General features: G+C 71.7%; 11 protein-coding genes. 3 read left to right on the top strand and 8 right to left on the bottom strand.

All coding sequences use genetic code 11. The features are described from left to right. Positions 1–20: 20 nt before the first annotated feature. Genes IG98_RS47160 through IG98_RS0122540 form a run of 3 tightly spaced genes read right to left on the bottom strand, consistent with a single transcriptional unit; the run spans position 21 to position 5,143 of the window. Positions 21–2,201 carry a hydantoinase B/oxoprolinase family protein gene (locus IG98_RS47160; RefSeq protein WP_030915439.1) on the bottom strand — a complete coding sequence of 727 codons (2,181 nt, stop codon included), beginning with the start codon at positions 2,199–2,201 and terminating at the stop codon, positions 21–23. 15 nt (positions 2,202–2,216) lie between these two features. Further along, entirely contained in the window at positions 2,217–4,304 is a 2,088-nt protein-coding gene (locus IG98_RS0122545; protein WP_030915434.1) for a hydantoinase/oxoprolinase family protein, read from the bottom strand. After that, a complete protein-coding gene (locus IG98_RS0122540; protein ID WP_030915431.1) occupies positions 4,301–5,143 on the bottom strand; it encodes an SDR family NAD(P)-dependent oxidoreductase in 843 nt (280 codons plus the stop codon). Before IG98_RS0122540 ends, IG98_RS0122545 begins: the two co-directional genes overlap by 4 nt. Before the next feature lie 70 nt (positions 5,144–5,213). Here IG98_RS0122540 and IG98_RS0122535 point away from each other — a divergent pair, with 70 nt between their 5' ends. Further along, a complete protein-coding gene (locus IG98_RS0122535) occupies positions 5,214–7,346 on the top strand; it encodes an acetate--CoA ligase family protein (RefSeq protein ID WP_030915428.1) in 2,133 nt (710 codons plus the stop codon). 183 nt (positions 7,347–7,529) lie between these two features. On the opposite strand, the gene IG98_RS0122530 is transcribed toward IG98_RS0122535, so the two are convergent. The 5 genes from IG98_RS0122530 to IG98_RS0122510 form a co-directional block, all read right to left on the bottom strand. Then, positions 7,530–8,195 (bottom strand): NIPSNAP family protein, encoded by a 666-nt coding sequence (locus tag IG98_RS0122530; protein WP_211264056.1) that lies wholly within the window; start codon positions 8,193–8,195, stop codon positions 7,530–7,532. A 128-nt stretch (positions 8,196–8,323) separates the two neighbouring features. After that, positions 8,324–9,358 (bottom strand): LLM class F420-dependent oxidoreductase, encoded by a 1,035-nt coding sequence (locus tag IG98_RS0122525; protein ID WP_030915422.1) that lies wholly within the window; start codon positions 9,356–9,358, stop codon positions 8,324–8,326. 8 nt (positions 9,359–9,366) lie between these two features. Further along, positions 9,367–10,578: an acetyl-CoA C-acetyltransferase gene (locus IG98_RS0122520; protein WP_030915419.1), complete on the bottom strand. Its 1,212-nt coding sequence runs from the start codon at positions 10,576–10,578 to the stop codon at positions 9,367–9,369. Between the two features lie 54 nt (positions 10,579–10,632). Next, the gene (fabG, locus tag IG98_RS0122515; RefSeq protein ID WP_211264055.1) at positions 10,633–11,376 is read right to left on the bottom strand and encodes a 3-oxoacyl-ACP reductase FabG; all 744 of its coding nucleotides are present in this window, start codon (positions 11,374–11,376) and stop codon (positions 10,633–10,635) included. Further along, complete coding sequence (locus IG98_RS0122510; RefSeq protein WP_030915413.1) at positions 11,373–12,518, bottom strand: acyl-CoA dehydrogenase family protein; 1,146 nt, start codon at positions 12,516–12,518, stop codon at positions 11,373–11,375. Before IG98_RS0122510 ends, fabG begins: the two co-directional genes overlap by 4 nt. Positions 12,519–12,626: 108 nt before the next feature. Here IG98_RS0122510 and IG98_RS0122505 point away from each other — a divergent pair, with 108 nt between their 5' ends. Continuing rightward, a complete protein-coding gene (locus IG98_RS0122505) occupies positions 12,627–13,571 on the top strand; it encodes an alpha/beta hydrolase (RefSeq protein ID WP_030915409.1) in 945 nt (314 codons plus the stop codon). Between the two features lie 102 nt (positions 13,572–13,673). Next, on the top strand, positions 13,674–14,924 hold the full coding sequence (locus tag IG98_RS0122500) for an acyl-CoA dehydrogenase family protein (protein ID WP_051752636.1): 1,251 nt from the start codon (positions 13,674–13,676) through the stop codon (positions 14,922–14,924). Positions 14,925–14,926 lie beyond the last annotated feature (2 nt).

Genomic DNA, 14,926 nt, shown 5'->3' with positions numbered 1-14,926 from the left:
CTGGCCGGCCGGGCCACGGCTCAGAGCACCTCGACCGCGGCGAGCACCGGGTCGCCGGCCCGGCAGACCTGAACGTCGATCTGCGCGGCGCACCCGGGGCAGTGGAAGTGCCGCAGCACGAAGCGCTCACCGCCGGGGTAGAGGGCTCCGAGCGGGCTGCGGCCCGCGGGAGACTCGTCGCGAACGACCAGGTGCTCGTACACGTTCTCGCGGGCGGCGCACAGCGCGGTGGCGCACCGTGCGCAGGCCACGGCACCGTCCCGCTCCTGGCTTCCCTCCGCCGCGGGGACCAGGTCCAGCGCCGCCGACAACCGCCGCCCCCGGCGGCCGCCGGCCGCCGGGGGCACCGGGGACCGGCCGATCCTGTCCCGCCGCCGCTCGTCCCGCAGCCGTGCGGTGGCCGCCTCGTCGACCCGCGGCTCCGCCGGCTCTCCCAGGTCGCCGACGATGACAACGCCGTAGTCCCGGCGGGCTCCGTCCGGCGAGACCAGCCCGTTCCGCACGTCGTCCAGCACCGCCGACGGCTCGCGCTCGATCGGGTCGCCGAGTCCCCCGCCTCCCTGGGACACCGAGACCAGCACGTCACCCGCTCCGATCGGGAACCTGGCCGCCGGCATCGGCAGGAGCCGGCCCTCCTCCGGCGGCGGGCCTTCCATCACGGGCAGATCGGCTCGGGGCAGCACCGCTATCACGCTCTGCCCGCCGAACCCCCCACCGCAGACACCTGTGGCGAGCGGATGCTGCAGCCCCTGCCCGAACGACATCATGGTCATCGGGGTTTCGGTACCGTGTGTGGTCAGCGCGTGCAGCGTGCCGACCCCGCCGCGGTGTCGCCCGGGTCCGCCGGTGTCCGCCAGCTCCGCGCGCCGCTCGTACAGCAGCGGCAGGTACGCCTCGTTGACCTCCACGTTGACGCAGGACGCCCCGGGTGACGTGGTGTACCCCGAGGAGTCGGCGCCATCGCCTGCCCAGGTCGCCCCGCCGCCGCCACTTATCTCGTCCAGGGTCATGGTGGCGTAGGCGGAGCCGTCGGCGCGCAGGCCGTGCACCGTCCCGCCACCGCCGCCGGCGGCCTGGCAGCTGGCCATCACCAGCGGCGCCAACTCCTCGGCCACCTCCAGCATCCGGACGACGCAGGCGTTGACCGACACCCGGATCGCCTGGCAGGTGGCGGCCGTGCTCATCGCCACGCCGGCGGGCCACCGGGCGTGCACCACCGTGCCCTCCCGGCTGAGGATCCGCACCACCGGCCACACGCCACCGGGCACCCAGGGCAGCCCGCCGCACAGGTAGATCAGCACACTGCCGATGGCGAAGTTGGCCAGCGCCGGGTAGGCCGCGTTGATGGCACCGGGCGCCTGCGGGTCGCTGTCGGTGAAGTCCAGTTCCAGGTCGTCGTCCCGCTTGGTCATGGTCAGCCGGACGGCGTAGACGGTCTCGGGCTCTTCCGCAGTACTGCCGTAGGGCCGGTACTCCACGTAGCTCACGTGCCGCCAGCGCCCGTCCGGCAGTACGCGCAGCCGCTCGCGCAACAGCGCCTCGGTCCGCTCCAGCAGGCGGTCCAGCACCGCGCCGACGGTGCCGGCCCCGTACTGGGCGCACAGCCCGGTCACCTGCTCGACGACGCTGCGGTTCGCCACCACCTGGCCGAGCAGGTCCAGCCGGTTCAACTCCGCGGTCCGGGACCGGATCAGGTACTCCCGTTCGATGTCCCGGCGCAGCCGGCCGCCCTCGACGATCCGCACCGGCGGCATCGGCACCGCCTCGTCGAAGATGGACCTGGCGTCGTAGGTGATGCCACCCGGGTTGGGGCCGCCCACGTCGGGCTGGTGCGCGGTGGAGCCGCACCAGCCCATGAGCCGACCGTCCACGAAGATCGGCGCCACCACGACGACGTCGGGCTGATGTAGCGTCCCGATGTACGGGTCGTTGGTGATGAACTGGTCCCCGGGCCCGAAGCCCGGGTTGTCGGAGTAGTTCTCCAGGATGTCGCGCACGACCAGGTGCATCGAGACAACCTGGGCGAGCACGTACCGGCCACAGCAGACGACCCGCCCGTCCGGCGCCATGATCACGGTGTTCAGGTCCCGGGCCTCGGCCGCCAGCTGGGAGCCGGAGAGCCGGGCCAGCACCAGGGCGGCGTCGTCGTTGATGGCGTCGAGCCGGTGCCGGAGCACTTCGAAGGTGATCTCGTCGATCATCGCGATCCTTTCCTGTCAGCCCAGGTGGAGATGGCCACTGGTGTCCATGCGCGCCGTGCGCAGCGGCGGCAGCACCACGGTCGTCTGCTCGGACTCGACGAACGCCGGTCCGTTGATATCAAGATCGGCGGGCAGTCGCCCCCAGTCGTAGACGGCGCAGCGGTGCCCGACGCCGTCGAACCACGCCATCCGCGTGCCGGCCGGTTCGGCGACGCCAGGCGCCCGGACGACCGGGGACGGCACCGGCACCGCGACCATGAGGTCGACCCGAACGCTCACCACCTCAACCGGTGTCTCCTTCGAGGCGGCGCCCACTCCGACGATTCGCTCATACCGCTCGCGGAATTCCGCCTCCAGCCTGGCGAGTTCCACGGCGCCGACCGGGAGGGACACCGGCAGCTCGATGCGGCGCTGCTGGCGGTAGAAGCGCAGTGCCACGCTGCGGTGCAGGACCCGGCTCCTGCCGGACGCCGCCACGACGTCGTCCACCGCGCCGGGCAGCCCGGCCTCGATCCGCTCGGTCAGCTCCGCCAGCGCGGCGGTGACGGCGGTACCCGCCTCGGGCACGGGTGTGGGGACGAGCCCGCGCTCCGCGCCGATGTTCAGGTCGCTGGCCACCGCACCGTAGGCGGAGAGTTCGGCGGCCAGATCCGGGATCACCACATCCACCGCGCCGAGTCCCTGGGAGTACCAGCTCGCGTACTGCGGACCGGCCCCGCCGAAGGCGACCAGCGCGAACGCCGACGGATCGTGGCCACGCTGGATCGTCGTGCGGCGGATCAGATCGCGCATCTGGTCGGTGGCGATCCGGACGATGCCCTCGGCGGCCGCCACCACGCTGATCCCGAGCGGTTCGGCGATGTGCGTGCGGATGGCCGCCCGGGCGGCCTCCACGTCCAGTTCCACCACGTCCCCCAGCCGGTTCAGGTAGCCCAGCACCGCGGACGCGTCGGTGAGCGTCGGCCGGGTGCCGCCCCTGCCGTAGCAGGCCGGCCCCGGCTCGGCGCCGGCGCTGCGCGGGCCGACCCGCAGCGCGCCCAGGCCGTGGTCCAGCCAGGCCAGGCTGCCGCCTCCTGTGCCGATCGACTCCACCTCCACAACCGGGATCGCCAGGGCGTGGCGGTGCACCATCGGCGTGCCCGCGCGCTGCATGGCGCCGCCGATGACCAGCCCGACGTCGAAGCTCGTGCCGCCCACGTCCGTGGCTATGACGTTGGCGTGCCCGAGCTTCGCGGCCAGGGCCGCCGTCGCGGCGAGTCCGGCCACCGGCCCGGAGCGCAGCGTGTTCACCGGCGCGCGCAGCGTCTGTACCACGGGCTCCGCGCCGCCGCCGGTGCGCAGGATCATCAGCACGCCACCGAAGCCGTGCTCGCGCAGCCGCTCCTGCAGCGCGTGCAGGTATGCGGTGACTTTCGGCGCCACGTAGGCGTCGAGCACCACGGTGGAGGTGCGCTCGTACTCGCCCACCACCGGGGCGATGGCGGCCGAGGAGGACACGTGCACGCCTGGCATCTCCTCCGCCACCAGGGCGGCCAGTCTCCGCTCGTGCTCGGGGTTCACCGGTGACCACAGCAGGGAGACGGCCACGGCGTCGACGCCGCGGGCGGCGAGGCGGCGGATCGCCGTGCGGGCCTGGGCCTCATCGAGCGGCCGGACCACCGTGCCGGTCACGTCGACGCGTTCGCTGACCCCGGCGATGTCGGACCGGGCGACCAGCGGGTCCGGCTTACGCCAGCGGGTCGGCATCGTCAGGTCCAACTCGTCCAGGCCGTGGGTCTTGTTGGCCTTGGCGATCGGCAGCGTCGACTCGAAGCCAGCCGTGGTGAGCAGGCCGACCCGGGCGCCGGTGCCGGTCAGCAACGCGTTCAGCCCGACCGTGGTGCCGTGGGTGAGGATCACGGTGTGGCGGAGCAGCTCCGGCAGCGTGAGGCCGAGCCCCGCGGCGGCGCGGCCGATGGAGTCGAGCACGCCCTGCTCGACCCGGCCGGGCGTGCTCAGCGCCTTACCAAGGCCGAGCCGGCCGTCGGCGAGGGTGACGACGGTGTCGGTGAAGGTGCCACCGGTGTCCACGCCGATGAGGGCCCGTGGGCCGCCGGCGGTCACACCGGCGCTCCGCCGGCCACCGGCACGTTCACTCCGCTGACGAAGGAGGCCGCGTCGGAGACGAGGAACTGCACAACGGCGGCGACCTCGTCCGCGGACTGGCCGCGCCCCAGCGGGATGGTCCTGGCCAGCCAGTCGCTCAGCGGGGTGCCCTCGCGTTCGGCGATCTTCACCAGGCCCGGATTCGGAAACCTCGGGTCGCCGGGGTGCACGCCCAGTGGGCAGACGGTATTGCAGCGGATGCCGAGCGGGCCCAGTTCGCGGGCGAGCACCGTGGTGAGGTGGTTGACCGCGGCCCGTGCCACGCCGACCACCCCGGAGCCGATGACCGGGGTCATGCCCGCGTAGGAGGAGAGCGTCACGATGGAGCCCCCGCCGGCCGAGGTGAGCGCGGGCACGCAGGCGCGGGCGATCAGCCACGCGGTGGTCAGGTTCCAGTCCAGGCCGCGCTGCCAGGCGCTCGGGTCCACCTCGGCCAGCAGCCCGTCGCCCAGCGCGGCCCCGGTGGCGCCGACGAGGTTGCAGCAGGCGTCCAGGCGGCCCAGTTCCCGCTCGGCCGAGGCCACCAGCTCGGCCACCGACGCCGGATCAGTCGGGTCGACGTCGTACACCGGGACGGGGCGTCCACCGGCCGCCGCGACCTCGTCGGCGACCGCGCGCAGCGCGGCGCCGTCGGCCCGGCCCGTCCCGCCGTCGGCCCCGCCGCCGTCGGCGGGCGCGACCGCGTCGGCCAGAACCAGCCGCGCGCCGGCTCTGGCCAGCCGTACCGCGGTGGCTCGGCCGATTCCGGGCGGGCGGGCCGCTCCGACCACCAGCACCGCCTTGGAGCTCAGGTCCATCACACCTCCAGGCTTAATCTTTTCTTAGCAATCTTAGTCATGATTATATTCTTTGAGCTAGGCTCCGGTCATGAGCTCACCCGATCGCAGCGAGGCGGAAGTCGACGTCAGCGGGCGCCCACTAGCCCTGCGGAGCATCGACTGGCAAACTCTGTTCACCCCGAACGCCGTCGCGGTCATCGGGGCCACCGATACCGAGGGCAGTCCCCAGCGGGCACAGTGGCGCCAGGCCCGTGAACGCCTGCTGTCCCGGGGGGTACGGGCCGTTCATCCCGTGCATCCCGGCAAGCCGGCCATCGACGGGGTCCCCACATACCGCACTGTGCTGGACATCCCCGAGGACATCGACGTGGCCATCGTGCTCGTCCGCGATCCGTTGCCGGTGCTCGAGGAGTGCGCCGCCAAGGGTGTGCGCTTCGCGATCGTCTTCGCGGCAGGCTTCGCCGAGCTGGGCACGGCCGAGGGTCGGCTCGCGCAACAGCGACTTGAGGAGCTCGCGAAGGGCGAGATGCGCATCATCGGGCCGAACACCAACCTCAACCTCCTCGAACCCTGGCGGGAGGGACAGCCCGGGCGCAAGCTGGCCGTGGTCACCCAATCCGGAAACCAGGGCCGCCCGATCGTGCAAGGCGAGGAACTCGGCATCGGCATCCACGCCTGGGCGACGCTCGGCAACGAGGTGGACCTGGAGTTCGCCGACTTCGTCGCGCACTTCGCCAACACACCGGGCGTCGGCGCGATCGCGTCGTACGTCGAGGGTTTCGTCGACGGCCGAACCATGCGCCTGGCGGCCGGCGAGGCCGTGCGGGCCGGCGTGCCGATCGTGTGCATCAAGGTCGGACGTTCCGACCAGGGCCAGGCGATGGCCAAGGCGCACACCGGACACCTCACCGGCTCGGACGCCGTGCAGGACGCAGTGTTCCGCCAGTCCGGCGTTATCCGCGTGGACGACATCGACGAGGCCATCGAGATCTCCGGGGCGTTCTGCCACACCCCGCCGGTCGCGGGCGACCGGGTGGCACTGTGCGTCATGTCCGGCGGGACGGGCTCGCACGTCGCGGACCTGTGCGGGATGGCCGGCGTGCCACTGCCTCGACTGGAGGAGCACACCCTCGCCCGGCTGCGAGAACTGCTGCCGGGGTACCTGCACGTCGACAACCCCGTCGACACCGGCGGCGTCGCGACGGCCCGCCCCGAGGGCCGTAAGGTGCTCGAGGCGCTGATGGAGGACGCCAACACCGACATCCTGCTCTGCCCGATCACCGGGGTTTTCCCCGGGATGAGCGACGCCATCACCAGGGACCTCATCGCGCTGCACGCCCAGGGCGGCAAGCCGATCGTGGTCGCCTGGACGTCGCCGATCCGCGACGCGGACCACCGGGCGCTCTGCGAGGCCGGTATCCCGGTCTTCCACTCCTTCCGCACCGCGGTGCGCGGCATCCGGGCGATGGCGGACTTCTGGGCGCTGCACCGCGCCTACCGCAGCCCGTTCGCCGACGTGCCGCGGGTGCCGTCCCCTGCCGCCGCGGCCGCGCGCGGACATCTCACCGCCGGGTCCACTCTGGACGAGGTGGCCGCCAAGCGGTTCCTGGGCGAGTACGGCATCCCGGTGGTGCCGGAGGTCGTTGCCGGCTCCGCGGACGAGGCGGTCGCGGCGGCGGATCGGTTCGGCTACCCGGTGGTGCTCAAGGCGCTCGCCGACGACCTCGTCCACAAGTCGGACCTCGGGCTGGTGCATGTCGGGCTCGGCGATCCGGCCCAGGTCCGCGAGGCCTACCGGCGGATCACGGCCGGCGCCCCCGGGCTGCGGTTGACCGGCGTCGTGGTCCAGCCGCAGATCACCGACGCGGTGGCCGAGGTCATCCTCGGCGTCAGCCACCAGCCGCCCTTCGGCCCGACCATCACCTTCGGGCTGGGCGGGGTGTTCACCGAGGTGATGCGGGACGTATCGTTTCGGGTGCCGCCGTTCTCCCGGTCCGAGGCGCTGTGCATGATCGGGGAGACCCGGGCGATGACCGTGCTCGGCGGCGTCCGCGGCCGACCGGCGGGTGACCTCGACGCGCTCGTCGACACGGTGATGCGGCTGCAGACGCTGGCCTTGGAGCTTGGTGACGCGGTGCTGGAGCTGGACGTCAACCCGCTGCTGGTACGCCCGCGCGGAAGCGGCGTGGTGGCGGTCGACGCCCTGGTGGTCACCGCCTGACCGCACCACCGAAGTCCCGTGGTGTCGCGGCCCGTAGGCCCGGGGTGGAAGCGGCCCCTCCCCTCGCGGCATGTCGAAGCCGGTTCGCCGTGACGGCGAACCGGCTTCGACATGCCGGCTTCGACATGCCGGCTTCGGCGTGCCTCATGGGTGACGCCCTCCGGCCGTCGGCCGGGGAGCGCGTCAGTCCTGCCAGTCCTCGGTGCGGTCCGTCCGGCTGGGCTGGCGGCCGATCCGCATCGGGGACAACGGGGCGTCGACCAGCAGGATCCGCTGGAACGACCGGGCAGACTCCCGCAGCCGGGACCGCCACCCGCCGGCGGTCCGGTCCGCGTCCCAGGCCATCTCGAACTCGGCCCACCGTTCGTAGCTGGGCATCGCCCAGAGCAGGACGCACTCCGAGTCGCCGCCGAGCGCGGTCCGCCAGGCGCCGACCAGCACCCAGCCGAACCGCTCGTAGTACGGGACCGCCTGCTCGCGGACCCGTTCCAGGAAGTCGGCCGCTTGCCCCGGCGGCACCGTGACCTGCTCGTGCGCGTACACCTCGCCGCTGACACCGTCCGCGCACAGTTCCTCGATCGTGCGCGTCCACGGCGCCGGCAGCATCAGCCGGTCGACGCCGCCGGAGCGCAGGTCCGCGGCCGCCGCCCACCAATCCGCCAGCTTGGGGTCCTGCAGAGTGGGATGGCCGAGTTCGTGGCGGAACGAGGACGCGAGCCCGGTGAACCCGTTCTCCTCCCAGATGTTCACCACGCCGGGCCACCACGCCGTGGACCCCACGATCCCCCAGACGCCGTAGCAGAGCTGGTCGCGCTCCTCCTGCGCGATCGGGCTGAAGTTCGCGGTCATGTGCTGCATGTACCGCGCCCGGCTCTGCTTGGTGATGGTGATGAACTCGTGGATGTAGATCTTGTCGTTGATGGACGTGCCTCCAGATCTCGTAGGGGCCGGCGCACCGCAGCCGGGCGGCCGGCGGCTCAGCCGTGGACGAGCTCGGCGATCGCGGCCAGCCGCGTGGGGTCACCGGAGACCAACATCGTCGTGACCAGCGACGACCGCCAGACGTCGAGTTCCTCGGCGATCTTCGATCGCGGCCCGACCAGCGCGACCTTCTCCACCATCGCCAGCGGTATCGCGGCCGCGGCCGCTTCCTTGTGTCCCTCCAGGTAGAGCTCCTGGACCCGGGCGCACTCCGCCTCGAAGCCCATGCGCGCGAAGGCCTCGAAGTGGAAGTTGGCGCCCCTGGCGCCCATGCCTCCGACGTAGAGTGCGAGCATCGGCCGGACGCGATCGGCCGCGGCTTCGACGTCGTCGTCGATCTCGACGTTCACCCGGCACGTCACCTCGAACGTCTCCCGGATACTGCGCGCCTCCCGTCGGGCGAACCCCTCATCAAGGGACGCCCGGTAGTGCGCGTCGTCGTAGGGGGAATAGAACATCGCCAGCCAACCATCGGCGATCTCGGCCGCGAGAGCCACGTTCTTCGGCCCCTCTGCGGCGAGGAGGATCGGCAGGTCGGCGCGGAGCGGATGGACGGTCGAGCGCAGCGGCTTTCCGAGCCCGCTGCCGCCCGGATACGGCAGGCGATAGTGCTCACCGTCGAAGGCCATCTTCTCGCGCGCCATCACCTGGCGCAGGATCGCGACGTACTCCCGCGCGCGCGCGAGCGGCTTGGAGTACGGCTGGCCGTACCAGCCCTCGACGACCTGCGGACCGGAGGCACCGAGCCCGAGTACGAACCTGCCTCCCGACAGGTGATCAAGCGTCATCGCCGCCATCGCCGTGGCCACCGGCGTCCGCGCGGACATCTGCATGATGGACGTGCCGAGCCTCATCCGCCCGGTCCGGCCGCCCAGCCAGGCGAGCGGTGTGAGCGCGTCCGAACCGTACGCCTCGGCGGCCCACATCGAGTCGTACCCGAGTCGCTCGGCGGCCGTGACCAGCTCGGCGAGTCCGGGCGGCGGCCCTGCTCCCCAGTAGCCCAGCGCGAGTCCAAGCTTGAGATCGCTCATGGCGGCGCTCAGCCGACCCGCTCGAAGACCGCCGCGATGCCCTGGCCACCGCCGATGCACAACGTGGCCAGGCCGTACCGCTGTTCACGGCGTTGCAGTTCGCGGGCGAGGGCGCCGACCATGCGCGTCCCGGTGGCGCCGACCGGATGGCCGAGCGAGATCCCGGACCCGCGCGGATTGGTGCGTTCGAGATCCTTCTGGCCGAAGCCCCACTCGCGCATCACCGCGATGGCCTGTGCCGCGAAGGCCTCGTTCAGTTCGATGACGTCGACGTCCGACAACGTGATTCCGGCGCGTGCGAGGGCGATCTCGGTGGCCGGGACGGGGCCGATGCCCATGCGGTGCGGCTCGACGGCCGCGAGGCCCGTCGAAACCAGCCGTACCAGCGGCCGCAGCCCGAGTTCCTCGGCCCGCCGCGTCGTCGTGACGACGCACAGGGCCGCGGCGTCGTTCTGGCCACTCGCGTTGCCGGCGGTCACCGTCGACTCGGGATCGATCGCCGCCCGCATCGGACGGAGGCGGGCGAGCGCTTCCATCGTGGTGTCGGCGCGAGGATGCTCGTCGTGGCCGACGATCACGTCGCCGCCCTTGGCGGGAACGGTCACAGGAACGATCTCCTCCGCGGACGCGCCACTGCGCTGCGCCTCGACGGCCCGCGCATGGGACAGGACCGCGAGAGCGTCCTGCTCCGAGCGCGGGATCGCATACTCGCGGCGGAGGTTCTCCGCAGTCTCCAGCATGCCACCGGGAACGGGGTGGCGGTGGCCGCCGGCGGTGACCCGGCCGCGCTCCAGGCTGTCGTGGAACACGACCCCGCCCTGGCGGGCGCCCCACCGCATGTCGCCGGAGAAATGTGCGGCGTTGCTCATGCTCTCCACGCCGCCGGCGATCACCAGCCGGGCGTCACCGGCCATGACCTGCTGTGCGGCGTACAGGATGGACTGGAGACCGGATCCGCAGCGCCGATCTATGGTGAGGCCGGGCACCGTGACCGGCAGACCGGCGTCCAGCGCCACCACGCGTCCGATGGCCGGTGCCTCACTCGTCGGATAACAGTGCCCGAGAACCACGTCGTCGATCGCGTCCGGTTCGATGCCCGTGCGGTCGAGCAGCCCGCGCATCGCCTGGGCGCCGAGCTCCGCCACGGACAGCCCCCTGAGCGATCCCCCGTAGCGTCCGATCGGCGTCCGTACGGGCTCACAGATCACAGCGTCACGCACGATGTACTCCTGCTTGATGTGGTCCACGCGGCGTGGACGACGGAGACATGGCGATCACATCGATCGCCCGCCGGTCACCTCGATCACCGTGCCGGTGAGGTAGCTCGCCAGGTCGGAGGCGAGGAAAAGCACAACCGCGGCGACCTCCTCCGGCTCGCCCGCACGGCCCAGCGGGATCTCGCTCATCTTGGCGTCCCAGACACGTTGCGGCATGGCCTCGGTCATCGCCGTGCGGATGAGCCCCGGCTGTACGGCGTTGACGCGCACACCGCGCGGCGCGAGCTCCTTGGCGGCCGCCTTGGTCATGCCGACGATGCCCGCCTTGGCCGCCGAATAGTTGGTCTGGCCGATGTTGCCGACCTTCGCCGACAGGGACGACATGTTGACGATCGACCCGCGCCCCTGTTCCCGCATGATCGGGACCGCCGCGCGCAGCCCGTTCCAGCAGCCTTTGAGGTGAACGTCGATGACGTCGTCGAACTGCTGTTCGGTCATCGTCCGCAGGGTGGCGTCGCGGGTGATCCCCGCGTTGTTCACCAGCACATCCACGGCGCCGAAGGCGTCGAGGGCGCACCTCAGGAGTCGCTCGACCTGCTCGCCCCTGCGGACGTCGCAGACCGCCGCGCGGGCGACGGACGACCCGCCCAGCTCCTCGACCGCGGCGTCGAGGCGTGCCTCGTCGAGGTCACCGACGACGACCCTGGCCCCGTGCGACACGAACATCCTCGCGATGGCCAGCCCGATCCCCTGGGCCCCGCCCGTGACGACGGCGGTGCGCCCGCCGAGCAGGCCCGTCACCGCTGCGCCGCGGCGCGGAGGAGCTGCCTGGCGATGATCGCCTTCTGAACCTCGCTGGTGCCCTCGTAGATGCGGTACAGGCGGGCGTCGCGGTAGAAGCGCTCAGCCGGTACTCCGTGGACGTAGCCGCTGCCACCGTGGATCTGCACCGCCCGGTCGGCGACGCGCCCCACCATCTCGCTACAGAAGAGCTTCGCGCTGGACGGCGCGATCCGACGGTCGGTCTCGTCGTCGTAGGCCCTGGCCGCCGCGAGGACGAGGGCCCGACCTGCCAGCAGATCGGTCTGCGACTCCGCGAGCATGGCCTGGACCTGCTGGAAGTCACCGATGGTGGTACCGCCTTGCTTCGCCGTGGCGGCATAGGACACACTCTCGTCGACGAGCCGCTGCGCCATGCCGACACAGCAGGCCGCGATGTGCAGCCGCCCCTTGGCGAGTGAGCGCATCGCGGCGGCGAAGCCCTCGTTCTCGATCTCGCCGACGAGGCGGGAGGCCGGCACCCGGACATCCTCGAAGAAGATCTCGGCCGTGGTCGAGCCGCGCTGACCCATCTTCTTGTCCCGCGGTCCCACGGTCACACCTGGCGTGTCGGTGTCCACCACGAAGACGGAGATGCCCTCGGCGCCGGGTCCGCCGGTACGGGCGAAGACCAGGAGGATGTCCGACCAGTTCGCGTTGGTGATGAAGCGCTTCTGGCCGTTGATGACGTAGTCGCCGCCCTCGGCGACGGCACGGGTGCGCAGGCCGCTGGGGTCGGACCCGGCCTCGGACTCGGTGAGCGCGAAGGCCGCGACACACTCGCCTTCCGCCATGCGCGGCAGGAACTCCCGCTTCTGGCGTTCGGTGCCGAAGTTGACCAGGACCTGTCCCGCGATGCCGTTGTTCGTGCCGAACATCGACCGGAAGGCCGGGGTCGTGTAGCCGACCTCCAGCGCCAGCCTCGCGTCCTCCAGCGCGCTGAACCCCAGACCGCCGTACTCCTGCGGTAGCGCGTAGCCGAACAGCCCCATCTCCGCGGCGCTCCGCCGGATCGCCTCGGGAATCTCATCGGTCTCCTCGATGAGATCCTCCGCGGGCACGACGACCTCACGCACGAAGCTCCGGACTGTGTTGAGAACGGAGGCGAAGTCCCCGCTGTCCATCCAGACACCCTTCCCTGCGACGTCCCTTATAGGTAATAATAGTAATCATAGCATAAACAAGATTTCGGGCCTCGAAGTGGCCGCCGGAACCTGCAGGTGGGACAGAGCATGTATCGCTACCTCGATCCCGAACTCACGGAACTCGTCCGGTCACTGGTCCCGGCCGATGTCGGCGATCCGGTCGCGGCACGCGAACGACTCGCCCGGACCCGTGCCACGCGCCCGGAGTTCGTGACACCCCCCGGACTGGTCCGGGATGACCTGACGGTGCCGGCGAGCGGGCGGTGCCTCCCGGTCCGCTGCCTGACGTTCCGGCCGGCAGTCGAGATCGCGGCGAAGCCGGTGATCGTCTACCTGCATGGCGGCGGATTCGTCATGGGTGACGCCGACGGCGACCCGGTACTGCCGGCGCAGCTAGCCGGGGCCGCCGGTGCCTTCGTACTGTCGGTCGACTACCGGCTCGCCCCCGAACACCCGTACCCGGCGGCGGTGGACGACGGCTGGGCCGTACTGCGATGGGTGTTCGATCACGCGGCGCCCCTCGGCGTGGACCCGGCACGCGTCGCCGTGGCGGGGGCGAGTGCGGGCGCCTGTGTCGCCGCCGCCCTCGCCCTGCGAGCTCGCGATGCGGGAGGTCCGCGGATCGCCGCACAACTGCTCGACATCCCCGTGCTGGACGATCGGGCGATCACGCCGTCATCCCGGCTGGAGGACAGCCCGCTGTGGAATCGCGCGAACGTGCTCGACAGTTGGCGCCACTACCTTCGCGACCTCCCGGAGGCCGAGGCGGTTCCGTCCTACGCCGCGCCCGCTCGGGCCGTGGACCTCTCCGGGCTTCCACCGGCGTACATCTCGGTGTGCGCGCGGGACCCGCTGCGCGACGAGGGCATCGCCTACGCGCAGAGTCTCACGGACGCCGGAGTCCCCACCGAGCTGCGGCTCTACCCGGGCACCTTCCACGGCGCGGTCAGCACGTTCCCGGACACGGCCGTCACCAGGCGCGCTCGCGCGGACTTCCTGGCGGCGGCGCATCGGCTGCTGGGCGCAGCGTGACACGAACCGGGCCGACCATTCCGGCCGACGTTCAGAAGTCGACGTTCAGAAGTCGACGTTCAGAAGTCGACGTTCAGAAGTCGACGTTCAGAAGGAGCAGCGATGACCGCGTCACAACCGACCGCCACCCTAGCCGGCACAGTGCCGGCCGCCGAACATCCCGGCGGCCCGCTCGATGCGGTACGGAAGATCGTGCCGCTCGTGATCGAGCGCGCCGACCAGGCCGAGCGGGACATCCGTGTCGACGACGAGGTCATGAACCGGCTCGTCGCCGCGGGCACGATGATGCTCATGGCACCGCGGAAGTACGGCGGCGCCGAGGCCGAGCCGTCCGTCCTCATCGACGTCATCCAGGAGCTCTCCAGAGCCGACGGCTCCACCGGCTGGGCGATCATGGCCTGCATGAGCGGCACCGGCACGATGCTCACCCTCCTGCCCGAAGGCGGCGCCCGCGCGATCGCCGAAAGCCCGGACCCGACATGTGCCGGCCAGGCTCCCCCGACGGGGACCGCACGCCGCGTCCCGGGCGGGTTCGAGGTGCGGGGCCTGTTCTCGTTCGCGAGCGGATCGGCGCACGCCGGCTGGTTCCTCGGGGGCTACCGGATCCTCGACGAGTCGGGCGAACCGGTGCTCGACGCCACCGGTCGGCCCTCGACCGCGATCGGCGTCGTCCCACGCGGCGGCGTCGAGTTGCTCGGTTGCTGGGACGTCATGGGGCTCGTCGCCACCGGCAGCTACGACTACGAGGTCAAGCCGCAGTTCGTCGAGGAGAAGTTCCTGCGGGTCGACGGGATGGACGCGCTGCGGGGCGGTCCTCTCTACACCATGGGCCTGAAGTCCCTTCCGGGTGTGGGCCACGCCGCCTTCGCGCTCGGCGTGGCCCAGCGCGCGCTGGAGGAGTTCGCCGCGCTGGCCGCGCAGAAAAAACGGCCACCGTCGGGCGTGCTGAACAAGAACGTCGCCGTGCAGCGCGACGTCGCCCAGTGGACCGCGCGGTACAAGGCGGCCCGCGCGTTCGCCCACGACGCGTTCACCCGGCTCTACCGGGCCACGCGGGACGGCGGACGGCGCACGCCCGAGATGCAGGCGGACTGCCGCGTGGCCGCCACCCACGCCGTCTACATGGCCGCCGAGGTGACCCGCGACGTCTACCTCGCCTCCGGCAGCGAGGGGCTGCGTAACGGTCACATCATCCAGCGCTGCTTCCGCGACGCCCACGCGGCGAGCCAGCACCTGTTCACCGCCGAGCACACCTACGTCGACGCCGGGCGGATCTACCTTGGCACGCCGGGGCTGACGCCGCTGCACAGCGAGGTCATGACGTACACCTTCGCGCCGCCCCTGATGGACTGACC

Origin of the sequence: Streptosporangium amethystogenes (genome assembly GCF_000721075.1) — a bacterium.
Taxonomy (GTDB): domain Bacteria; phylum Actinomycetota; class Actinomycetes; order Streptosporangiales; family Streptosporangiaceae; genus Streptosporangium; species Streptosporangium amethystogenes.
The sequence above is the reverse complement of the archived record's forward strand: the minus strand, read 5'-3'. Positions and strand labels throughout refer to the sequence as shown.